Here is a 23,077-nt window from a genome sequence, read left to right as displayed (position 1 = left end):
CAACGTGACGTGGGGCCGATCCTTTTTTTGCTTGATCCTGGTTGCATGATAGCTAGGATTAAGCTTGGCCCCTTCTCTCCGCGATCCTTTTCGGAGTCACATCAATGATCTCCGCTCTCTTGATCTGTTCGGGGTGGCTCGCCGTGGCCCCTGCGATTCTCGCCCCCACGGACGGTGATCTTGCCTCCTATGAGGCGGCCAAGGTGACGGTCGGGCGGGATGCCGAGTCTCAGATCAAGCTGGCGCTTTGGTGTGAGGCGCACGGCCTTGCGTCGGAGCGGATCAAGCATCTGGCGATTGCCGTGATGACCGATCCCAAGAACGCCACGGCGCGGGGGCTGATGGGGTTGGTGGCCTATCGCGGGCGTTGGCAGCGGCCCGAGTCGGTCGGTAAGTCGGTTGAGGCGGACGATAAGCTCAAGGCGATTCTCGATCGCTATCACAAGAGGCGAATCCAGGCGCCGCAGACGGCCGACGGGCAGTGGAATCTGGCGCTTTGGTGCGAAGAGAATGGATTGAAGAACCAGGCACACGCCCACTTGATGGCGGTCACCTCACTGGACCCCACGCGCGAGAATGCTTGGAAACGGCTCGGTTATAAGAAGGTCGACGGACGTTGGGCGAGTGCCGGGCAGATCGCCGCGGAAGCGGCCGAGAGCAAGCGGCGGAAAGAGGCCGACGGGCACTGGATGCCGGTTCTCGAACGGGCGAGGAAAGCACTCGTGTCCAAGAGTCGTCAGGTTGAAGCCGAAGACGCTCTGGCTCAAGTGACGGATCCAGGTGCGGTGCCGGCGATCACCCGGGTCTTCAGCAAGGGGCAAGCGAATCAGAGCGTCGCGGTCCGCCTGCTCGGTCAGATCGATTCGGCGCCGTCCTCGCGTGCCTTGGCTGTACTCGCGGTCGGGAGCCCGTTCGCCGAAGTTCGTCGGGCAGCGGCCGAGACCCTGGTGCGACGTGACCCGCGGGACTTTGCGAGCTGGCTCGCCGACCTGATGCGGAAGCCGGTCAAATATGAAGTCCGGCCCGTTGGCGGTCCCGGATCGCCTGGTGAGCTCTTTGTCGAAGGCACCCAGTTCAACGTCAAACGCCTCTACAGTCCCCCTGCTGGCCCGACGCTCCAACTCGGCGACCAGCTCGGCTATGGTGGCTCGGGTCTGCCTGTCGCCACCCGTCTTCTCGGGTTTGCCCGAACCGGGCCCGTGTCGCCGGAGATGGCCCGGTCTATGATGGGGGCCGGTTCCAGAGCCGATTTCAAGCGGGCCTCGGCGCTCCTCCCCACGACTGCGTTCAGCGCCGAGGAGACCCGGCAACTTCAGCAGTTGTTTGAGAGTGCAGCGAAGAATGCGAACGAGACGTTCGTGCCGCTTCTGAACAACCCCCGTCCTCTCGCGAATGTCGGGGAGGTCGCGATGATCATGCCGCGCATGGCTGTGATTCCGGTGGGCGAGATGGCACTCGAGGCGCAGGCAGCGGCTCAACTGGCCGAGCGGCAACTCGAAAACGACGTCGCCTCCATCAAGCAGTACAACGCGCCGATCGTTCGGCTCAATGAGCGAGTTGTCTCGATTCTCACGAAAGTCGCCGGGGGCGATCTTGGCGATGATCCGGAGAGCTGGAAGAAATGGGCGATCGACCTTCGTGGCTACGCCTACGTCCCGCAGAAGGCCTCGCAGGAAACCCCGACGATCACGGAACAGGTTCCCCTGGAATACCGTCCGCAAGCCGCCCCGATCATTGCGAATGGTGCGCCGATTGGTGCCGTTCGTTTGGGGCACTCCTGTTTCGGTGGAGGAACGTTAGTCACAACCCTCGCAGGATCTCGTCTCATCGAGAGCCTGAGAGTTGGAGACCAGGTTCTCGCTCAGGATACGGCGACGGGGCGACTCAGTTATCAGCCGATCGTGGCGGTCTTCCACAACCCGCCCAATCAGACGCTCCGGATCGATCTTGGCGACGAGTCGATCGTCGCGACCGGGATCCATCGGTTCTGGAAGGCGGGACGAGGCTGGACGATGGCCCGCGAATTGAAGCCGGGCGATCCCGTACGCACGCTCAACGGTCTGAGCACGGTTCGGTCGGTCGAGAGCGACCAGGTCCAGCCGGTCTTCAACCTCCAAGTGGCCGATGGGCAGAACTTCTTCGTGGGGCGAGCCGGAACCTTGGTGCACGACAACAGCCTGATCGAGACGGTGACTGACCCGTTCGACGCCGCGCCCGGGCTCGAGGCCATCGCCCGCAAGGACTGAGCCTCTTGTTATGACTTGCCGAGCGTCACCCGGATTTCGAGAGTGCGGCCGCCGCGGCGCACGGTGACCTTGGCCACCTGGCCGGGGGCGTGGGACTCGACCTCGGTCAACAACTCGTCGACGTTGTGGACCGCCTTGCCGTCGATCGCGACCAGGACGTCGGCCGACTCGGGGTCGAGCTTGCGGACCAAAGCGCCGCCGTAGCGGACGACCTTCACCTGGATCGGTTGGATCCCGGCGCGTTCGGCGGGGCCGTCTTCGACGAGTCCGAGCACAACCAGGCCCTCGTTGGTCGTGAAGACGCGGGTGATCCCCAGGTCGGCGCGGATCACCCGGCCGTGCTCGATCAAGGGCTTGATGATCCGCGCGATCGCGTTGATCGGCACGGCGAAGCTGATCCCGGCCGATTGCCCGACCTGGCTCATGATCGCCGTGTTCATGCCGATCACCTGCCCCCGCGAGTTCAACAAAGGGCCCCCCGAATTGCCGGGGTTGATCGCGGCGTCGGTCTGGATGATCCCCTTGATCATCCGCCCGTTCTTGGCTTGCAGCGAGCGGTCGAGACTACTGATGATCCCGGTGGTGAGTGTCCGCTCGAGCCCGAACGGATTGCCGAGCGCGAGGATCTTCTGCCCCACGAGCAGGCCCGATGAATCACCCAGGGCGACCGGGTGGAGGTCGGCGGCCGGGGCTTGCACCTTCACGATCGCCACGTCATTGGATGCGTCGGCGCCGATCACGTGGGCCTCGTGGGTGGTTCCATCGTAGAGCGTGACCTGGACCGACTCGGCGTCCTCGACGACATGGTAGTTGGTCAGGATATGTCCGTCGGTGTCGATGACGAAGCCCGATCCGGTGCCGCTCGACGTCTCGTCGCCGAAGATCCCGGTCGCCTCGGAGGCCGTCGTGATGTTGACGACGCTCCGGTTGACCCCTTGATAAACTCGGATGTTGATCTGCTCTTCGGCATCCGAACACTTGAGCAAATCGGGGGGGATCGAGAGCGAGGGAACCGCACGCAACTGATAACCGGTGGGGCGGGTCGGCTTCGCTGTGACCGGCGGCTCGAGGCGACGGAAGCCCGGAATCTGATGAACGGGGAGCGGTCGCTGCGTTCCGAGTCGTCCGCCATAGAGGAGAGCCACCAGGGCGAGCGTGGTCGCCGCCGTCAAGAGGTGCGCCGAGATCGACTTCCAGTTCGTCATATCGCCTCCCGCCTCGATCCTAACCTATCCCATGTTACGCGGGCCAAAGGGCGAGTTCGCGTCCCTCGCGTCTCCGCCGAATTCCGGTTCTATTCTAGCGGATCGGCCCGGCGACTTTGAGGCCGAATCGGCGGGCGATCTTTTCGGAGTTCCGCCGGAACGATGCGTTGATGCCTACCGATCGGGGCGTGCGACCGTCCGCCGCAGGCCGTCGGGCAAGAGGCTGGACGGCCCCCTCCCCGCGCGACACAATGTGCTGGCCAGGCCAATCCGCCGGAGTCGCTCGATTCGAGATTCCTTGAGGTTACGTTCGCAGCCAACGGTCGAATCCGGCCGGGGATCGGGTGTCCTCGGCTGATTTGCCCATTGATCAGGAGCCGTCGCCGATGTCGCATCGCAACCCGCCGCGCACCAGGCTCGCCCAATGGGTAGGGCTCGGGGTCTGGGCAATCCTGCTCAGTGGTCCCATCCTCGGCTCTGCCCAGGCCCAGGTCGGGCCGGCAGAATCGGCCCGCAAGCTTAAGCCGGCCGACGGCCTGGAAGCGACCCTCTGGGCGTCGGAGCCCCTGGTCAACAACCCGACCAACATGGATGTCGACTCGCGGGGTCGGGTCTGGGTCACCGAAGGCCTCAATTACCGACTCCAACGCGCACGCAACACCGGCCTCAAGAAAATCGACGACGCGGATCGGATCAAAATCCTCGAGGATACCGATGGCGACGGCAAGGCCGACAAAGTCACCGTCTTCGCCGATCACATCTTTCCGGTGCCCATGGGCCTGGCCGTGGAAGAGCGGTACGGGAAGGACGGCAAGTACCAGGGGTGCAAAGTCTACATCGGCAATAGCCCCGACCTGCTCGTGCTCGAAGACACCGATGGCGATGACAAGGCGGACAAGCGCTATCCCCTGCTGACCGGGTTCGGCGGCATCGACTCCGATCACGGCGTCCACGGGATGGTGCTCGGCCTCGACGGCAAGCTCTACTTCACCCATGGCGACGGCTGCTGCTCGGTCCAACAGGACCACACCGAGAAGGTCCAGAACTTCGATGTCGTCGACAAGAGCGGGCGCCACGTCTCGAGCGACCAGCTTGCGAACACCCTTCGCGTGAACCGCGATGGCACCCAGTTCGAGGTCCTCGCCGATCGCCAGCGGAACAACTACGAGACCAGCCTGAACGCGTTCGGCAATATCTTCACCAGCGACAACGACGACGACGGCAACCGTGGGAGCCGGGTGATCTGGGTGATGGACGGCGGCCAGTACGGTTACCGGACCCCAGGGAGCCCCCGGCATTGGGGCGAGGAAGTGCCCGGCACCGTGCCCAAGTTGGTCGGAACCGGCAACGGCAGCCCTTGCGGCATCATGGTCTACGAAGGCAAACTCTTTCCCAAGGAGTACGAGGGGGCCGTCCTCGAGGCCGACGCAGGCACGCGGCAGATCAACTACTTTCCGTTGAGCCGCCATGGCGCGTCGTTCCGCACCGAGTACAAAGTCTTCCTCGGCAGCGATGACCCCTGGTTCCGCCCCGTCGACATGACGGCCGCCCCTGACGGCTCGGTCTTCGTCGCCGACTGGTACGACGCCGGAGTCGGCGGGCACGCGTTCAAGGATCAGGACACAGGGCGGATCTATCGCGTCCGCCCGATCGGCGCCAAGCCAAAGGCCGCCAAGCCTGAGTTCGGGACCGTGCACGGGCTCATCGAAGCCCTCAAGTCCCCCGTGGTCGCGGCGCAGGACGCCGCCCGGCGCGGACTCATCGAATTCGCCAAGGCCGGTGATCCCAACGCCAAGCCGGTCGATTCCGACAAGCCGAAGGGGGCGCAACAGCTCGACCCCAAGCAGGAGGCTGTCACGGCCCTCGCGAACCTCTTCTCCGCCGGTCAACCGCACGAGCGTGCCCGAGCACTCTGGGTGCTTCACGCCATCGTCGGGGACGAGGCAGCCGAGGACGCGTTGAAGGACCGCGACCCGCGGATCCGGGAGCAGGCGGTCCGGATCCTGGGCCGCGACGATCGTGACAACGGCCGCGTCGAGTACAAGGACCAGGCTGCGAAACGGCCCGCCCCCGCCGCGGCGCACCTCACCTCGCTGTTGCCGATGGCGGCCGACCCCGACGCCGGTGTGCGTCGCGAACTGATTCTCGCGTTGCGGAACCTGCCGACCCCTCAGGTTGGCGACGCACTCAAGACTCTGGCGCGAACCTGGGACGGTCAGGATCGCTGGTACCTCGAAGCGCTCGGGCTGGCACTCGGTGCCCGTGAGAACGACTTCCTGGAGAGCCTGTGCGACGGCACCCTGTACGGCGACCTGACGCTCGACGACACGAGGCAGGTGGCGCTTCCGCCCTATTTCCCGGTCGACCGCAACGAGGCCTACATCGTGGCCGGCACGAAGGACCTCCCCGCCTCGGCGCTCAGCAAGACGCTTGGGCTCGCCTGGCGGATCCATCAGCCCGCGGTCCTGCCCTTGCTGGCGCGGATCGCTCCCAAGCTCGATAGCCCTGAGTTGCAGCAGGCGGCCGATGACGTCGTGATGCAGATCAACGACCCCGCCGGGGCCGAGGCCCTGGCCAACCTGGCGGCCGACTCCGACGACCCGATCCGTAAGCGGCAGGTCCTCGAGTTGCTCGGGCGCAAGCTCGGGGGGAACTGGGCCGCCGCACGAGCAAACCCGCGCGTGATTCAGGTCATCCAGCTCGCGCTGGGCGATCCGCTGACGCGGGCCTCGGCGATGCAGGCGGCCGCTGCCACCGGTGACGGTCGGTTCGCCGACGAGATCAGGACCCAGGCGCGGGATCCGAAAGCGTCGGACGAGGTCCGGGTGGCCGCGGTCGAGGCGCTCGGCCAGCTCAAGCCGCCGCGGATCGGCGAGTTCTTCGACGCGCTGATCGCCGAGACCAAGGGCAAGAACCACTCCAATAGCCCGGCCGAGGCGGCCGTGCGGACCTTGCCGAAGCTGGGCGATGCGAGCCGGCGGCTCGCCGACTTGATCGTGGCCCAGGATTATCCCCTCGGCCTCCGTCGCGAAGCGCTCCGCACGTTCGCTCGGACCAGCGAGGGCGGCCGTCGCGTCCTGGCCCTGGCCCGCGAGGACAAGCTCCCCGCCGACCTCAAAACCGAGGCAACGACCGTGGTCAACGCCCACGTCGACGGCAAGATCCGCGACGAGGCGTCCAAGATCCTGCCGTTGCCCAAGACCAAGTCCGGTCGTCCCCTCCCCCCGTTCGGCGACCTGATCCGTCGCGACGGTCGGGCCGACCGTGGTCGTGACGTCTTCTTCCGGAGTCAAGAGGGGCCTGGCCTCGTGAGTTGCGGTGGCTGCCATCGCGTGCAAGGACGCGGGGATTGGGTGGGTCCTGACCTCTCGACGATCGGCACCAAGTACGGCAAGGACGAGCTGCTCCGCTCGATCCTCAACCCGAGCGCGGCGATCGGTTACAACTATAAGACGGCGGTGGTCGCGACCAAGGACGGCCAGGTCTTCACCGGCCTGCCCGTCGAGGACGGTCCCGATCGGCTCGTTCTCAAAACGGCCGACGCGAAGCGGGTCTCGATCCGGCCCGGCGACGTCGACGATCGCTCGAGCAGCGACGTCTCATTGATGCCCGAGGGCCTCGCCGAGACGATGGGAGACCAAGACCTGGTCGACCTGCTTGCGTTCCTGACCACCTTGCGGCAGCCGGTGAGCATCGTCGGCCAGTACCAGGTGATCGGCCCGCTGGCCATCGCGAACGACGGCTCAGACCCGTTCGACACCCGCCTGAAGGTCAACCTCAGAGAAACGCTGGTCGGCCCCGAAGGGCGCAAGCTCTCCTGGCGCCGGCTCGATGCCAACGCCGAAGGACGTGCCGACTTGTCGACTCTTGCCGGTGATGATCCCAAGCAGGTGGTTTACCTGCACGCCCCGATCGGTTCGCCGGTCGAGCAGGATGCCCAGCTTGTGCTCGAAACCAAGGGGGATCTCAAGGTCTGGTTCAACGGCAAGGAACTGGAACTTCCCCAGGCCCAGGAGAACGAGCCCCGGTCCGTCTTCCTCAGCCTTCCCAAAGGCTCGAGTGACCTTCTGATCCGTGCCGCCGGCAATCCGAACGCCGCCCTGGTGACGACGCTCGTCGCCGACCGGCCGGTCGAGTTCAGCGCCGAGGAGTCGAAGGACGCGCCGCGTTGATTGCGGCGGAGCCATTGGTTTTCCGCGGTTGCCTCCGCGCCCACGCGGAGGCAACGGCGTGAAAGGGGCAGAACCGAAAAATCAAGGGGGCGTCGATGGGGCTCGATACCGTGGAACTCGTCATCGAAACCGAGCAAACCTTCGGCATCAAGATCAACGACCGGGATGCCGAGCAGATCACGACGGTTGGCGGCCTATATCGATACGTGTTGACGAAACTCGAAGGCCAAGAGTCTCCGTCCCCCACTTGTAAGAGTGCCGCGGTTTTCTATCGCATTCGCCGAGCGTTGGGAGAAACGCTTGGGATTGAGCGAGATCGAGTCCGACCCTCGACTGACATTGAGGATCTCATTGCCTCGAACGGCCGGCGCCGGGCCTGGAATGAGCTGAGGAACACTCTCAACCTGGACTTGCCCGGGCTCGTCTATCCGGACTGGGTCGGCTTGTTCCAGTTTGGAGCCTTCCTATTAGGGCTAGTGACCGCCGTTGCTTCGTTCACTCCCGCCCTTCCGGCCGAGGTGGCACCTTGGTCCTTACTCGTCAGCTTTAGCCTGCTTTCGACCGTACTGATCTTGGGTTACATGGATTCGATCGCCGTCAGTTTTCCGGCCGGATGCCATTCGGTGAGGGGGCTTGTCTTTCAAGTCGTTGCACTAAATTATGGAAACATGATGGCAACCGCCCGGCAGTGGAATGCTCATGAAGTCTGGGAAGCACTTCGAATCCTTGTCGGTCAGCAGGCTGGCGTTGACCCCGATGAATTGACCGAGGACACCAGCTTCGTAGCCGACCTTGGTCTGGATTGAAGCGGGAGAGAAGGGAGTCGAAGCAATCGCGTCCTCCTCGCGGCCCGTCAAGCTTTCGTGATTTGAGAGATTTGAGAAGATTTATTCATTCCCTCCCCTGCCGCCCCGGAAGACGATCTTGAACGAGCCGACCGCTGCCCTTTCGCCCCAAGTTGCCGTTGCCATCCCCTGTTACAACGAGGCCGCGGCGATCGCCACGGTGATCGCCCAGTGGCGGTCCGCGCTGCCCGACGCCGAGATCGTCGTTTTCGACAACAACTCGAGCGACGGCACCGGGGCGATTGCACGCGGCCTCGGAGTGCGTGTTGTCGAAGTGGCCGAACAAGGCAAGGGACACGCCGTCCAGGCGATGTTCCATCACCTTCACGACCGTGACGCGGTCATCATGGTCGACGGCGACGGCACCTATCCGGCCGAGGAGGTTGGTCGCTTGCTCGGGCCGATCCTCGACGGCACGGCCGACATGACCGTCGGCGCACGAATCCCGGTCGCCGAGGTGGGGGCGATGACCCCGCTCCGCGGCCTGGGCAACGTCTTGATCCGTGGTGCCTTCCGCGTCCTGATCGGCCGAGGCCCCGGCGACCTGCTCTCGGGCTACCGGGTCTTCGGCCGCCGGTTTCTCGAGTCGGTTTCGCTCCAGTCCGCGGGCTTCGAGATCGAGACCGAGCTGGCGAGCGAAGCCGTGGCCCGCCAGATGCGCACCCTGGAATTTCCTGTCCCCTACCACCCCCGGATCGTCGGCACGGCCAGCAAGCTCAAGGTCTTTCGTGACGGCTGGCGGATCCTGAAAACGATCCTTCGCCAGAGCCTGCGGCTCCGACCCTGGAGACCCTTGCTGATCGCGATTCTACTCGCCCTGAGTATCGCCGTCTTGGTCGTGTCGAGGGGCATGGGCCGCCACTGAGCTACCGACGCACTCGCTCAAGCCGATTCCCCGGTGGGCCGTGCTTACCCCACCGGCTCACGCTGGCCTTGGCCCGGTCCAGATCCTCCCTCAAGCCGGCGTTCCGCGCCACGAGTTCGCGGCTGCGCTGCGCCTCGATCCTCGCCAGGTTCTGCTGCGACAGGTTGAACTCCAACTGGGCCTGGGTGATTTCGCCAGCCTTCGGGTTCTCGCTCTTGGTCAGCGCCGCCTTGGCCTCCGCCTCCCTGGCCTTCGCCTGCTCGAGCCGCACCCGGACCGGCTCCTCATTTCGGCCCGGAGTTCGGGTGACGGGGCGTGGACGCCCATCAGGTCGGCGAGCCAAAGCCCGTCGGCGGCGAGGCGGCAGATGAGCAGCCTCGCCTGGGCCTCCGGGGTCGGGGCCTCGTCGCTCGGCAGCAGCTCACTTGTCCGCTCCGCCCAGCGGCGAAGGAGATCGGAATCGTTCAACGTCAAGGCAAGGGACGCACGCGAGAAGGTTCGCAGTTCTTCGGCGTCCGACGCGTTGTTCGTATGCAGGTAAGCCCGGGTGAGGCGGTCCTCGGGCTCGGCGTCTCGCTCGATGTTCGACTCCAGCAGGGCCCGGAATCGTCCCCAGATCTCGTCGAACACGGCGTCGAGGAGGGCCCTGCGGGTCGGGAAGTGGTGCTGGAAGCCCCCCTCCCTGCTGATCCCTCCCATCCGGGCCACTGCCTCGACGGTGACGGCCTCGGCCCCCTCTCCGAGGCGAGGGCGATGCTCGCCATGATTAGCCGGCTTCGGACCTCCTCCGGGGCTTTCTTTCGATGATGAGCATGTGGCATGAATGAAGCCTACAATACGTACAGATTGTTTTCAGCGGGTAAGCGGCTGGACGGAGGATTCCTCGGGACCAATAGCTCGCTCCGCGGAGTTACCTCGCCCTTCCGGACGAGGGAACGGTCCGGACGCCACGGACGCCCTTGCGGGCTCAATAGCTGTCGGAGCTGATGACCTCGCCACCGCTTCGCGTTGAGAGGGACTGATAGATGCCGAGCCTCGTCCCTGGCAACAGCGTGTAGAGGGTGGTTCCATCGAACGGATGCATCGTGCCGCCGCCGTCTTTAATCCCGGTCGGATTGCCGAAGGAATCGACCGGCCAACTCTGGATCGTCTCCTTCAGGAACCGCACCGAACCGTCCGCCATCGCGAAGTTGGCACCGCCCGGATGACTGCTCGACGCGGAATTCCACAGGGCATTGTCCTGGATGCCCGGCGGGACGTTCGGATTCGGGGCGGGGAGGGACGCGATCGCGGTGAGTCGCTGCGGATTCATCGCGGTCATCGTGTCGAACAGGCTGGCGCCGAGCCACCCGGCGAACCACCAGTTGTTGTCCGTGCGATAACGCTCGAAGAGCTTCCGTTCCCCCAGGAGGATCGTGTTGCTCGTGCCGTCGGTCACGTCGGCGATCCGCGTCCGGCTGTTGGCGAAGAAGATCCCGTTGTCCTGAGCCGCGAGCGTCGCCAGCGACGGCTTCGCCGAGGGGCTCCAAGTCCAGTGGCACCACGTCCCCGTGCAGCCGCTGTAGCTGCCGTGCGCCACGCGGAAGCCGTTGAAATTCGCCCACATGGTCGGCGTGTCGATCTGCCAGGCGGCGGCGTCGCTTGGGCACAACAAGGCGTTGATCTGTGCCCGCTGGATCGTCATGTTCTCCGCCAGGGTAATGTTCACGGAGAAGTTCACGGCGTTGTACAACGCCTGCTGCTCCATCTGCGACAGCATCGCCACGAAGATGCTGTGCCCTTCATCGTAGTCACCCGCCTTGATCCAGCCGAAGGTGTGCGAAGACACTTTCACCGGATAGCCCATCGGGAAGCAGCCGTTGGCGGACTCGTAGTTGTGAGCGGCCAGGGCGAGCTGCTTCAGATTATTCGTGCATTGGGCACGCCGGGCGGTCTCGCGAGCCGCCTGGACGGCCGGCAGGAGCAAGCCGATTAAGACCCCGATGATCGAGATCACGACCAGGAGCTCGATTAGCGTGAACCCGGCCGGGCCGGCGGGGCGTTGGGGATGGTGAACCATCTTGCATCTCCGCATAGAGGGACCAGTGCCTGAAAGCGGTCGCCAACCCAGGCGATCGTATCGCTGCGCGGATGACGCCCCCATGACGTCGCGATGACGGTTTCGTCATCTCCGATAATGGGAGAACGTCAGTGGGACGCCCGACCCGTTGCCGCACCCGCTCTCGGCCGTCGTGTAGCCGACATGCAGTCCGGCGATGCTCCGGACGATGGTATGCCAAGACCCCCATCCTGTTCGTGCGTGCGGCGCCGATCAGCGTTGCGCTTTCGCGTCTCACGAGGGACGATAAGAACGGCACGTCTCGAGGGACCAGATCACCTGGACCCATTCCACGGCGGATGGAAGGCGGTCGATCGTCCAGCTCGATGGGCCCAGGTTCGGTCGGGACAGGGCCGTCAGACTCGCCGTCTTCAAGTAGCGACGGCGCGCGAGTGGGCCTCGTCCGAGGAAGCGGGTTCGAATTTCTGGTTCGGCTCGTCCCTACCACCCTCGGGATACGCGCTCCCTGTCGATGGTCCGATCTTGGCGTTCGCCCGTATGCCGGACCATCGAAGGAGTCAGGTGACCTGCGGCTGAATTCCAGTGTGCTCTGCCGCCGGCATTCACCCCGGTCGGTAGCACGATCGCCGATGGAGTCCTACGCTCTGATGCCGCCTTCCCCGCGATCCGCAGGCTGAAATTAAGACGCCCCCCTGACCCGCCAGGTCTCGACGGTCTCCGAGGCGTCCAAGTCGTGTGAAGATCATGAGGTCAACACCCTCGCCGAGTCGCTCGCACATCTTAGGCGACGGACGCCCGGAGGAAGGCGACCGCCGATGACGATCACGTCTCACGCTCGGCCCTCGACGCGCGTGAGTGACGAGAGCAGGGTGAACCTGAGGTACTTGCATTGAGCGGAGATGACGAAATCGTCATCGCGACGTCATGGGGACGTCATCCACGCTTCGCCAGAATCACCGGGGCTGTCGATTCTTCCAAGCCTTGGCCCGTAAATTCGGAAGCGAATCTGGCCCGCCACAAACGGCGATGCGTCGGCATCACCCCCGGTGCGTGCAAATCGAGACTTCTGGCCGACGGGAGGTGTTGGATAGCAATTGATGGCCCCATACTTGGCCTCCCAGCCCTCGGCTGGCATCGAATCGCTGGGCTTTGATTTCCTTGTGTGTGTAAAATATGTAAACGATAAAATAAAAACAGGAATATTTTAGTTGAATTGACTGTTTGCCAGGCTTGAATGGTCATAATATCAAAGCGATAAAGGACATGAACCGATGGGACGGATCGATCTGATTGGGCGGTGGGTTGTGGTGATCATGGCCCCGCTATCCTGGCAACAGGCAATGGCTCAAAACGGGCGGCCGCGCCCTGACGTCGCGGAGGCCCGATACGGTCACCACGATTACAACACGCTTGATTTATGGAAGGCGAAATCAGCGTCGGGGTCGCGGACTCCGCTCGTCGTCTACATCCACGGGGGTGGATTTCAAGGCGGCGACAAGAAGGAAATTCCCGAGGCCCTGCTCGCGGAGTGCCTGGGCTCCGGCATCTCAGTCGCCTCGATCAACTACCGGCTCACCGACGTGGCCCGATTCCCGGCACCGATGCACGACGGTGCCCGAGCTATCCAGTTCCTCAGGTCCGAGTCCGATCGCTGGGGACTCGATCCCAACCGATTCGCGGCCTCCGGCTCCTCGGCCGGGGCCGGCATCGCACTCTGGGTGGGCTTTCACGACGATCTGGCTGACCCGAATGCCGACGATCCGGTGGCCCGAAAGTCGACTCGCTTGAGCTGCATCGGTGTTGTCAGGGCGCAGACGTCCTACGACCCCCGATTCATCAAAAAGAGAATTGGGGGCCGCGCCCACGAGCATCCCGCCCTGCGACCCTTCTTCGGCTTGAAGCCGAACGAGTCGCTCGGTTCGCCTCACCTCTACCCGCTCTACGAGCGGGCATCGGCGATCAATTACGCCACCCCCGACGATCCACCGGTCTTCTTGTACTACCAAGACAGCAAGGTCCCGCTGACCGACAACGACGAGCCGGGACGAGGGATTCACCATCGGAACTTCGGTGTCGCGCTCCGCGAGGTGCTTGAGCCCCTCGGCGTTGAGTGCATCATTCGCCATCGTGGGGATTACCGGGATGGAGAAGCCGTCCCAAAGGCTGTGAATCACGAGATGGTCGACTTCTTTCGAAAACGGTTCTTGCTCTCGATCGGGGATGCGAAGCCTGTCGATATCCCCGGCCATGGCAAACTCAATTCGCGTCTTCCCCGCGTCGACCGATAGGTCTGGTTCGCTCCATTTGCACGGCACCTTCGTGTGGCGAAGTGACACGAGCCGGAATCCCGAGCACGTCCCGGCTCGAGTGCGAGGTAAAAATGACCGACGCCGAATCCACCATCCCATTCCGCGACGGCCCATTCTTCAGCGACCGAGGGCCGGACGATGGCCTGGTCATGGTCGACGCGGAGCCCAGCTTGAGGGTGTACGACGAGCGTGGAAGAGCCGTTGGCACGGCGTTGCCGGTCGGTTTCATTCCGTGCCGCAAAGGACTTGCCCAGCTTTGGATGCTTCAGGTGGGCGAGGTCGATATGCCGGGAGTGTACGTCTGCCGCCGGAGGTCCTTCATAGAGATCTTCGACACGGCCGAGGATGAACCCGACTAGAGGCGCCGGCGAGTGGCCGGACGTCCCTAGCAAATATGGTATGGTGGACCACCTCCGACCGTCCTCGATTGGCGCATCCGCACCATGACCAGGCAAATATGGCGAAGATTGGAGGCCGGAAAAGCAGCGATTCCTGCCTGAGCTATTGGGTTGGTCAAACGAGTTCGGTTGCGTGCAAACTCACGATCGTTGTTGTGTTATAAGCGTTCCAAAGCTCCCTGCTTGCTGATGCTGAGTGAATGAACGAAGGCGCGTGCATGAGAGTTCTTCTAGTCGAGGATGACGAGGAAACATCCGCCTACCTCCATCGGGGATTGGTGGAACGAGGATTCGTGGTCGACACGGCCGCCCGGGGCGAGGATGGGCTCCACCTGGCGATGACCGGCGCGTACGATCTCATCGTCCTCGACGTCATGCTCCCCGGGGTCGACGGCTGGTCGATCCTCTCCGCATTGCGCGAGAGCGGCCGCCAGGCGCCCGTGCTGTTCTTGACCGCCAGGGACGCGGTCTCCGACCGGGTGCGGGGCTTGGAGATGGGCGCCGACGATTACCTCGTCAAGCCGTTCGCGTTCTCCGAGCTCCTTGCACGCATCCGTACCGTATTGCGTCGCGGGGCGCCCCGGCAGAACGACGTGCTTCGGGTTGCCGATCTGGACGTCGACACGGTCCGTTTCGTGGCGGTCCGTTGCGGCCGGAAGCTCGCCCTGACTCCCAAGGAGTTTGCCCTGCTGGCCCTGCTCTCGCGCCGCGTGGGCGAGGTGCTGACGCGGACGCTCATCGCCGAGCAGGTCTGGGACATGAACTTCGACAGTGATTCCAACGTGGTCGACGTCCACGTCAGGCGACTGCGTGCCAAGGTTGACGACCCGTTCCCCTCCAAGCTCATCCACACCGTCCGCGGGGCAGGATATGTCCTCGAAGACCGCTCGTAGCCGTTGGTCGATGGTGGCGTGGATGGCGCTGTGGTACGCCGTGTCGGCATCGACGCTGCTCCTCATCGCGACCACCACCCTGTATCGATCGATCGCGGGCGGCCTCGATGCGGAGGGAGACGGTTACCTCGGCTACTCCATTGAATATCTGGAGAAACACCCGCCTCAGGGCGGCCAATCGTCTCACGACATGAATGATTGGCCCTATGAGGACGTTCGCATTCTTGACGAGGCAGGCAAGGTCGTCTTTTCGACGCCGCACGCGTCGGCGCACTTGCCGCCCACCCTCGTCACGGGCTGGCCGGGGGTCGATTACCGCGTGACGAATGGCCGGTGGTTCCGCGCCCTCTCACGCCGGGTCGGCGGGCAGACATACCAGGTCTGCTACGACCGGACTCGGGAACTGGAAGTGCTGCGACACTACCGACGCAACATGTGGTTCGTCCTCGTACCGTCCCTGGTGGCGAGCGCCGCCGTCGGGGTCCTCATCGCCCGTCGGGGACTTCGTCCGCTCGTCGTGATCACGGCAACCGCCCGGCGCATCGGCCCCTCGCGGCTGGATGACCGCATCGCGATGGAGGGGCTCCCGTCGGAGCTCGACGACCTGGCCAGGACATTCAACGCGATGCTCGGCCGGTTGCAGGACTCGTTCGCCCGCCTGGAGCGATTCTCGGCCGATATTGCGCATGAACTCCGGACCCCGGTCCACGCACTTCGCAACGTCTCCGAAGTCGCCCTGCAGGGCACCGGCTCGCGGGAGAATGATCGGGAGGCGCTCGCGACCTGCTTGGAGTCGGCCGGCCGCCTCTCCCGGCTCATCGAGCGGCTCCTCTTCCTCGCCAAAGCCGACGACCCGCGCGGCATGCTGGCCCGGGAGGATGTCGATGTCATCCGCGAGCTCAAGGTGGTCCGCGAGTTCTACGAACCGGCGGCGACCGAGGCAGGCGTGCAACTCACCGTCGAGGCGACGGCCGGCATCCGATTCGATCTCGAGCGAGCCTTATTCCAGAGAGCCCTCGGGAATCTGATCACCAACGCTTTGGCACACACCCCGCCCGGTGGCCAAGTCAAGGTTTCCGCCCGCGAAACGTCGGCGAGCCTTGTCGTCGCGGTGGCCGACAGCGGGTCGGGTGTTTCGCCGGCCCACCTGCCCCACCTCTTCGACCGGTTCTACCGCGTCGACGCCGCCCGCACGCCGGGCCAGGGAGTCGGGCTCGGCCTGGCGATCGTCCGGAGCATCGCCGAGTTGCACGGCGGTTGCGCGACGGCCGAGAGCGAGCCCGGGGTCGGGACGGTCGTCACCCTGACGTTCTCCCACCGTCGGAGATGACGAAATCGTCATCGCGACGTCATGGGGGCGTCATCCACGCCGAACTATCCTCCACCAAGGTCATCGACCACTTCATGGCGTCACGGCGAGACAAGTCATCGGCGTTTTGCCGACTGGCTCCGCGACCGGCTGTTCGGTGCCCTGGCCGCGATGAGCCAGCAATGAATCGTGTCGACGCCGTTGCGCGATCCGCAGTGTCGTCCTGGGAGGGAGGAGAACTCGTGCAGGGATCCGGCGTCGAGCCGACCTCCGGGCGGGGGCGGAGTTCGCGATGTCGGCCGGGTCGGAGCGGTTCTTGGCGGAGACGATCGACAACCTCGGTCGACATCGTCTTGACGATCCTCACGACGAGGTCCTCGCCCGGAACGAACCCCGTGGAGATTTCCTACCGTAAATCAAGGAGGATCCGGCATGTTTGGCGATGCGTCGGGGGCGAATCGGCGTCGGCAGGAATCGTTCGCTAAGGAGACTCGAGGCGTTTGCGTCCATCACCTCGTCGAAACCCAAGCGGCCCTGACGCCGCAAGCAATCGCGCTGACTTTCGAGGGAAAATCGCTCAGTTATGCGGAACTGAATCACCAAGCCGATCGTCTGGCAAATTACCTGCGATTGCATGGGGTCGGTCCGAACACATTGGTCGGCCATTTCATTGATCGCGGCCTGGAGATGGTGATCGGCTTGCTGGCCATCTTGAAGGCCGGCGGCGCCTACGTGCCGCTTGACCAAGCCTATCCGAAGGACCGTCTCCGATTCATGCTCCAGGACTCGGGTGCCGGCTTCCTGCTGTCCCAGAAGCAGTTGGCCGACGCGATCCCTGAGTTTTCAGGGAAGCTGGTCCTGGTGGACAATAGGGGTCGCATCACCGACTGCCCATGGGTTCCCGCCGAGCGTAAGCCCCGAGCCTCCGATTTGGCTTATGTCATTTACACGTCGGGCTCGACCGGCAGGCCCAAGGGCGTCCCGATCCCCCACCACGCATTCGTCAACCTCCTGACGTCGATGCGCCGGCGGCCAGGCCTTTCAGACCGCGATGTATTTCTCGCCATCACGACGCTCTCTTTCGACATCGCGGGCTTGGAGCTGCTTCTCCCCCTGACCGTCGGGGCGAGGAGTGTGATCGTGAGCCGTGAGATCGCCACCGACGGGGTGAAGTTGGCGGCATACCTTTCCGCGTCCGAGGCCACGGTTATGCAGGCCACGCCCACCACCTGGGATATGGTCCTGGACGCCGGTTGGGAAGGGCGTGATTCCTTCAAGGTCCTTTGCGGCGGCGAAGCCATGACGCGCGACCTCGCCGATAGCCTGCTTTCGGTATGCGACTCGGTCTGGAATCTCTATGGCCCGACAGAGACCACGATCTGGTCGGCCGTGGAACGAGTGGGGCGTTCTCCCGGGCCGGTGTTCCTCGGTCGTCCAATCGATCATACGCAGCTCTATATTCTCGACGCCGACATGAAGTCACCGCCGCCGGGGCGGGAAGGAGAGCTGTATATCGGGGGTGCGGGATTGGCTCGAGGTTATTGCAACCGACCGAAGCTGACCGAAGAGAAATTCGTTCCCAACCCCTTCGGCGATCGCCCGACGTCACGTCTTTTCAGGACGGGCGACCTCGCACGCCAGCATCCCGGCGGGCGGATCGAGTGGATGGGGCGGGTCGATCACCAGGTCAAGATTCGCGGATTCCGCATCGAGCTCGGCGAGATCGATGCCATCCTTTCGCGACATCCGGCCGTGCGACGGGCGTTGACCCTCGCTCATGAAGATGAATCCGGAAAGCTGCGATTGGTCTCCTACGTCGTCCCGGTTCATGACAAGAGGGCGAACATCCCCCCTGCGACGACCGCAAGTGACTTCCGCCGGTACCTCGCCGAGCGGCTGCCAGGCCAAATGGTCCCCTCGGCGTTCGTGATCCAGAAGGCATTTCCTCTCACGCCGAATGGCAAAATCGATCGCAGTGCCCTTCCGCCCCCCGGGAATCCGATCGGACGTGAGACGGTTCCTCAGGTCGAGCCGCGCACCGACCTGGAAAGGAAATTGGCGAGTGTCTGGGAGTCGATATTCGAGTTTCGCCCGATCGGCATTGATGACGACTTTTTCGCCCTTGGCGGGCATTCATTGCTCGCGTCGCGGCTTGCCGCCACAGTCGCACGCGAATTCGGGCAACGGCTCGCGCTGGCGACGGTGATTCGAGCACCGACGATCCGCCTGATGTCATCCCATTTGAGCAAACCGACGCGTCGCAGCTCGTCCTTGGTCGAAGTTCAGCCCGAAGGCCCGAGGCCGCCTTTCTTCTGCCTGCCGGGATGGACCGGCGTGGTCGACGGCATGGGAGCCCTCTCTCTCCGCAGCTTGGCGGAGCTGCTCGGGCCGGATCAACCGATGTTGACCTTCCAGAGCAAAGATTCGGGCCCCGCCGTGATGGCGCGTAGTCGGCTCGAAGATCTGGCCGCGATGTTCGTCGAGGACCTGCTCGATCGCCACCCTCGGGGGCCCTATCACCTGGGCGGTTATTCTCATGGCGCGCACCTGGCCTTCGAGATGGCCTGCCAACTTCGCGCGGCAGGGCATCCGATCGGGCTCCTGGCATTGATTGACATGTGGGGCGTCGGCTTCCCGACGAGGCTCTCCCGGCTCGGTCGCTTGAGGAAACTGAGGCTTGCCGAGGTGCGCGACCGGATCTTGGCCATCGCGCAAGCTCCCCTCCGCGAGATCAACAATGCGCTTGGCACGGCAGCCCACGAGCGCGACACGCCGTCGCAGCCATTCGAAGACATGGTCGAAACCTATCGTGGATCATTATGGAAACAACGTTTCCCCGGGCAAGCGATCCTGTTTCGGGCGTCGTACTCGGTCGCCAAGCCGGGATTCAGCTTCAGTGACCCTTACAACGGGTGCCGCACTCTGGCTGACGAGGTCGTGGTGCATCGCGTTCCGGGTGACCATGTGACGATCATGCGCAAGCCGAATATTCAGGCATTGGCCACTGGCTTGCGCGGCCATTTGCATGCGGCCCAGTCCGCCAGCGCGGCCGGCCTCCTCGTTCCATGTCCGCCTCGCCAGGAGGGGGCGCGCAGATGAGTCATCCCAGAGACGAGGCCTTGGATGCCGCGCTGGATGCCGCGGAACTGGCATATTGCCGGGCACGAGGTCGGGGAGACCTCGATCCCGTGGTCAAGGTAACCAGGATGGATCCCGAGGCCCCGGATTGGATCGAGATCGCCGTCTGGTCACGCGTCGTACTCATCAACACGCTCCCGCAGCGATGCCGAGGCGTCGCCGAAATGTTGCAAGACGGTGCCGATGCGGACGACCTGCTCACGATCGTTGTTCAGACATGGAACGGCATGACGGTTATCGATCGCCACGGATGTTCCAGAGGATGTGCAAATAAATCTTAGGATTGGAGTTTTGCAGTCTTGCCGGCTACATAGCGTACAAAGGCCCAGATCGCCATTCTGGCGATCAAAATGCCCGGCGCTACCTGGGGGTATACAGGGTTAGTGGATCATGTCATAATGTGGTTGCGGCTACGACGGAGTGCCGCTCCCTCGGGAAATGCCGCAAAACAAGGGGTTCGGCCTAAAATTGACATTTCGGACGGTCATCCTACGTTGATGTTTTGTCCGAGCCCTCGCCGGCATTGACCGGGGTGGTCCTCTTGAGATGGTCCATCACACCCCTTATATTGCGCAGTCCCTGTGCGGTTTGCAAAACTCCAATTTTAAAATGGAAAGAACCCAATGCATTACCACGCATATGGACCAGCGGTAGGCCCGGGTCTCAGACTTCGGCACGATTGCCGAGCGTGCCGAGTGCTTGTTTGAGGGCTTCCCAGGTCACCGGCTTTTCGAGGTAGCCGTTGACTCCGGCCTCGCCGATTCGATGCTGGTTGACCAGCGTGACGTCGCCGGTGAGGGCGAAAATCGGCAGATCTTGATGGCGCGGGTCTGCGCGGAGGGCCAGGGTGGCCTCGATGCCGTCCATGAGCGGCATGTTCACGTCCATCAGGACCGCGAGTAAACGCTCGTGGTTGGCGACTGCGAGCACGTCACGGCCGTTGCTCGCCTCGAGGACGCGATAGCCCATGCGGCGGAGTACGCGGGCGAGGGTTTGCCGGCTGTCGACGTGGTCTTCGGCCACCAGGATCGCGCCGTAGGGGGAGGCGGGCGACTCGAAGCTATTGTCGTAGTCGGAGGTGGGCTGGTTCAACGTCAGGGCGGAACTGGGCAGGACGAGGGTGAACGTGCTGCCGACCCCGGCGGTGCTCTTGAGCGTGATCTCCCCCTTCAGGAGACTCGCCAGGCGTCGGCAAATCGCCAGTCCGAGCCCGGTGCCTCCCTCGGCCCGCTGGGGGTTGTCGAGGACCGCGAACTCGTCGAAGATCCGCCCTTGATCGCTCAGTTCGATCCCGATCCCGGTGTCTTCGACCGCGATCCGGATCTGGTCGTCGGTGAGTACGCCGTAAATCCGGATTCGGCCCTGCTCGGTGTAGCGCAAGGCATTGGAGAGGAGGTTGCTGAGGATCTGTTTGAGCTTTGATCGGTCGGTTTCCAGACTGTGACCGGCGAGCGAGCCGGGCTCGAGCTCGACCTTGAGGCCTTTGACCCGGGCTTGCGGTTCGATGCTGGCCACGCACTCGGCGAGAACCTGTTCGATCGGGAACCGCGAGACCTCGGCCGGCAGGGCGCCGGCGTCGATCTTGCTCAGGTTGAGCAGGTCGCCGAGGAGGTCAAGGACGTTGCGTACCGAGTGGCGAATGGTCCGGAGGCAGGTCTGGACCTCGGCATCGGCGCCGCCGTCGAAGTGGATCTCGAGCAGTTGGGCCGCCAGGACGACCGCGTTGAGCGGCGTGCGCGCATCGTGCGAGAGCGCGGAGACGAGGCGGGTCTTGTGCCGCGAGCCCTCCTCTGCCAACTCACGTTGTTGCTTCAGCGAGGTTTCGAGGTTGATTCGTTCGGTGATGTCGAGGCAGGAACCGAGGTAGCCGAGGAACGTGCCTTGCGGGTCGGCGTAGGGGGTGCCGCGGTCGCTGATCCAGCGGAACTGACCGTCGCTCCGTCGCAGCCGGTAAGTCACCTCGAACGGTTCGCGGCGGGCGAAGGCGTCCCGGTAACTCTCCTGAAACCGTTCGAGGTCGTCAGGGTGGACGGCACTCGCCCAGTGTTCGCTCAGGTCGAGCTTGGCGCCTCGGCCCCGGAAGTCGAGCCAGGTCTCATTCACGTAGTCGCAACGGCCCGTGACGTCGGTCCGCCAGATCATGACCGGCGACTTCTCGGCGATCGTGCGGAACTGCGCCTCGGAGGCGGCGAGGCGGGCTTCGAGCTGCTTGCGCCCGGTGATATCTCGGAACGCCTGCGCGACCCCCACGATCCGCCCGCCGCTGAGGATCGGCGAGGCGGTGTACGCCGCGAAGAACCGCGAGCCGTCCTTGCGGATGAAGACCTCATCCCCCCGCGCGGTCAGGCCGGTGCGGAGTACGCCAAGGATCGGGCAGTCTTCGGCCGGATAGGGGGTGCCGTCGAAGTGTTCACCGTGGATCGTTTCGTGGATGTTCTTGCCGAGCAATTCGTCGCTGGTCCAGCCGAGCATCTGGAGCGCGGCCGGATTGACGAACGTGATCGACCCGTTGAGGTCGAAGATGCTGAACCCTTCCGCCAGGGTTTCGGTGATCGTGCGGGAGAAGTCGCGTTCGCGGCGGAGTTGCTCTTCGGCCAGCCGGCGGCCGGTGATGTCCTGGACGACCGCGACCGCGCCCAGGATCGTGCCGCAGGGATCGGTGAGCGGAGCCGACTTGATCGAGACGGTGCGTGACTCTCCTTGAATCACCCAGATCAGCTCTTCTTGCGAGGCCGAGTCGCCACGAAGCGCGCGGAGGATCGACAGTTCCTGGTGGGGGAACGGCGAGCCGTCGGGGCGGAGGATCTGGTTCTCCGACCCGAGCTGATGCACGTTCGTCCGCCGGACATTCGCGTTCTGCGCGAAGATCGGGAGTTGCTCGGCCTCTTCATTGACGCCGATGACCGTGCCGTCGGCGTCGACCACCCAGACCGCCAGCGGGAGGCTATTGAGGATCGTGCGGAGCTTCGCCTTCTCGCGCTTCGCGGCGACCCAGGCCTCCTCGATCGCCTGCTGTCGCGACTTGACTTCGCACAACGCCTTTTGGGTTTCCGACCGGCTTACTTCCTGGAATTGGCGAACCGACAGGGCGGTCGCCTCATCAAGGACCGCGTGGATCGACTCGAACGCGGCATTGAGCTTCGCGAGGTTCCACTGATGCTGCTGGGCGAAATCGAGGGTGGCCCGAGTCAAGGTCGTACGCAAATGCCCGAACTCAACGACCACTTCGGCGATGTTGTAACCACGCGACCAGCGATCGTTGCCGTGCAACTTCCCTTCGGTCGTAAGATTCGAAGGGCGGCCCCGAAGTCGATCCCCGAGTCGCTCGAGCAGGTCCGGAATATGATCGTTGAACTCGGCGCGTGACAATCGTCCGACCTCGGGGGCCTCGCCGTCGTGCTCGACGGCGGCCCGCCAGATGGCGAGAATCGCTTCGCTTTGTTCGTCGATATGATCCGCCAACATGGCGGGTTCATTCATGGCTGATGGTCTCTCCACAACAACAGCCCCTGCTCGCGTCGCCGGAAGGGGGCCCGTGGCTCATCCTGTCACTCTGACCGAGTTGCTTCAGACCGGAGATGAGGGGGGCTTCGGCGGGACGCGTCCCTGTCAGTATCGGCCAGCGGCTCGAGAACTGT

The 23,077-nt window shown here is 64.0% G+C and carries 15 protein-coding genes; 9 read left to right on the top strand and 6 right to left on the bottom strand.

Going from position 1 to position 23,077, the window contains the following annotated elements:
- Positions 1-104 precede the first annotated feature (104 nt).
- Positions 105-2,246, top strand: coding sequence for a polymorphic toxin-type HINT domain-containing protein (locus BUS42_RS39670; RefSeq protein WP_074317090.1), 2,142 nt, complete (start codon positions 105-107; stop codon positions 2,244-2,246).
- Positions 2,247-2,254: 8 nt separating this feature from the next.
- Here the strand turns inward: BUS42_RS39670 and BUS42_RS39665 are convergent, their stop codons facing one another.
- Positions 2,255-3,451: a S1C family serine protease gene (locus BUS42_RS39665; protein WP_074317087.1), complete on the bottom strand. Its 1,197-nt coding sequence runs from the start codon at positions 3,449-3,451 to the stop codon at positions 2,255-2,257.
- A gap of 386 nt (positions 3,452-3,837) precedes the next feature.
- Here BUS42_RS39665 and BUS42_RS39660 point away from each other — a divergent pair, with 386 nt between their 5' ends.
- The 3 genes from BUS42_RS39660 (at position 3,838) to BUS42_RS39650 (ending at position 9,333) form a co-directional block, all read left to right on the top strand.
- Positions 3,838-7,623 carry a PVC-type heme-binding CxxCH protein gene (locus tag BUS42_RS39660; protein ID WP_074317085.1) on the top strand — a complete coding sequence of 1,262 codons (3,786 nt, stop codon included), beginning with the start codon at positions 3,838-3,840 and terminating at the stop codon, positions 7,621-7,623.
- A gap of 95 nt (positions 7,624-7,718) precedes the next feature.
- Entirely contained in the window at positions 7,719-8,429 is a 711-nt protein-coding gene (locus tag BUS42_RS46225; protein WP_074317083.1) for an acyl carrier protein, read from the top strand.
- A 118-nt stretch (positions 8,430-8,547) separates the two neighbouring features.
- A complete protein-coding gene (locus BUS42_RS39650) occupies positions 8,548-9,333 on the top strand; it encodes a glycosyltransferase (protein WP_074317082.1) in 786 nt (261 codons plus the stop codon).
- A gap of 1 nt (position 9,334) precedes the next feature.
- Here the strand turns inward: BUS42_RS39650 and BUS42_RS39645 are convergent, their stop codons facing one another.
- The 3 genes from BUS42_RS39645 to BUS42_RS39635 form a co-directional block, all read right to left on the bottom strand.
- Entirely contained in the window at positions 9,335-9,604 is a 270-nt protein-coding gene (locus BUS42_RS39645; protein ID WP_074317080.1) for a hypothetical protein, read from the bottom strand.
- Entirely contained in the window at positions 9,553-10,032 is a 480-nt protein-coding gene (locus BUS42_RS39640) for a hypothetical protein (protein WP_074317078.1), read from the bottom strand. Before BUS42_RS39640 ends, BUS42_RS39645 begins: the two co-directional genes overlap by 52 nt.
- A 268-nt stretch (positions 10,033-10,300) precedes the next feature.
- Positions 10,301-11,392, bottom strand: coding sequence for a DUF1559 domain-containing protein (locus tag BUS42_RS39635; protein ID WP_083671327.1), 1,092 nt, complete (start codon positions 11,390-11,392; stop codon positions 10,301-10,303).
- A gap of 1,271 nt (positions 11,393-12,663) precedes the next feature.
- Between BUS42_RS39635 and BUS42_RS39630 the strand changes: the two genes are divergently transcribed.
- The 5 genes from BUS42_RS39630 (at position 12,664) to BUS42_RS39610 (ending at position 19,400) form a co-directional block, all read left to right on the top strand.
- Positions 12,664-13,680: an alpha/beta hydrolase gene (locus BUS42_RS39630; protein WP_074317075.1), complete on the top strand. Its 1,017-nt coding sequence runs from the start codon at positions 12,664-12,666 to the stop codon at positions 13,678-13,680.
- Positions 13,681-13,772: 92 nt separating this feature from the next.
- Entirely contained in the window at positions 13,773-14,060 is a 288-nt protein-coding gene (locus BUS42_RS39625) for a hypothetical protein (protein ID WP_074317073.1), read from the top strand.
- Between the two features lie 257 nt (positions 14,061-14,317).
- Positions 14,318-14,992 carry a heavy metal response regulator transcription factor gene (locus tag BUS42_RS39620; protein WP_074317071.1) on the top strand — a complete coding sequence of 225 codons (675 nt, stop codon included), beginning with the start codon at positions 14,318-14,320 and terminating at the stop codon, positions 14,990-14,992.
- Complete coding sequence (locus tag BUS42_RS39615; RefSeq protein ID WP_254054100.1) at positions 14,970-16,322, top strand: heavy metal sensor histidine kinase; 1,353 nt, start codon at positions 14,970-14,972, stop codon at positions 16,320-16,322. The genes BUS42_RS39620 and BUS42_RS39615 overlap by 23 nt, the downstream gene beginning before the upstream one ends.
- 411 nt (positions 16,323-16,733) lie before the next feature.
- Entirely contained in the window at positions 16,734-19,400 is a 2,667-nt protein-coding gene (locus BUS42_RS39610) for a non-ribosomal peptide synthetase (RefSeq protein WP_074317067.1), read from the top strand.
- Positions 19,401-19,549: 149 nt separating this feature from the next.
- On the opposite strand, the gene BUS42_RS44020 is transcribed toward BUS42_RS39610, so the two are convergent.
- Together BUS42_RS44020 and BUS42_RS39600 are read right to left on the bottom strand one after the other, a co-directional pair.
- Positions 19,550-19,687: a hypothetical protein gene (locus BUS42_RS44020; protein ID WP_159452353.1), complete on the bottom strand. Its 138-nt coding sequence runs from the start codon at positions 19,685-19,687 to the stop codon at positions 19,550-19,552.
- Between the two features lie 415 nt (positions 19,688-20,102).
- Positions 20,103-22,919: a PAS domain S-box protein gene (locus BUS42_RS39600; RefSeq protein WP_074317065.1), complete on the bottom strand. Its 2,817-nt coding sequence runs from the start codon at positions 22,917-22,919 to the stop codon at positions 20,103-20,105.
- Positions 22,920-23,077: the final 158 nt, after the last annotated feature.

The organism is Singulisphaera sp. GP187, from assembly GCF_900129635.1.
In the GTDB taxonomy this organism is placed as follows: Bacteria; Planctomycetota; Planctomycetia; order Isosphaerales; family Isosphaeraceae; genus Singulisphaera.
The sequence above is the reverse complement of the archived record's forward strand: the minus strand, read 5'-3'. Positions and strand labels throughout refer to the sequence as shown.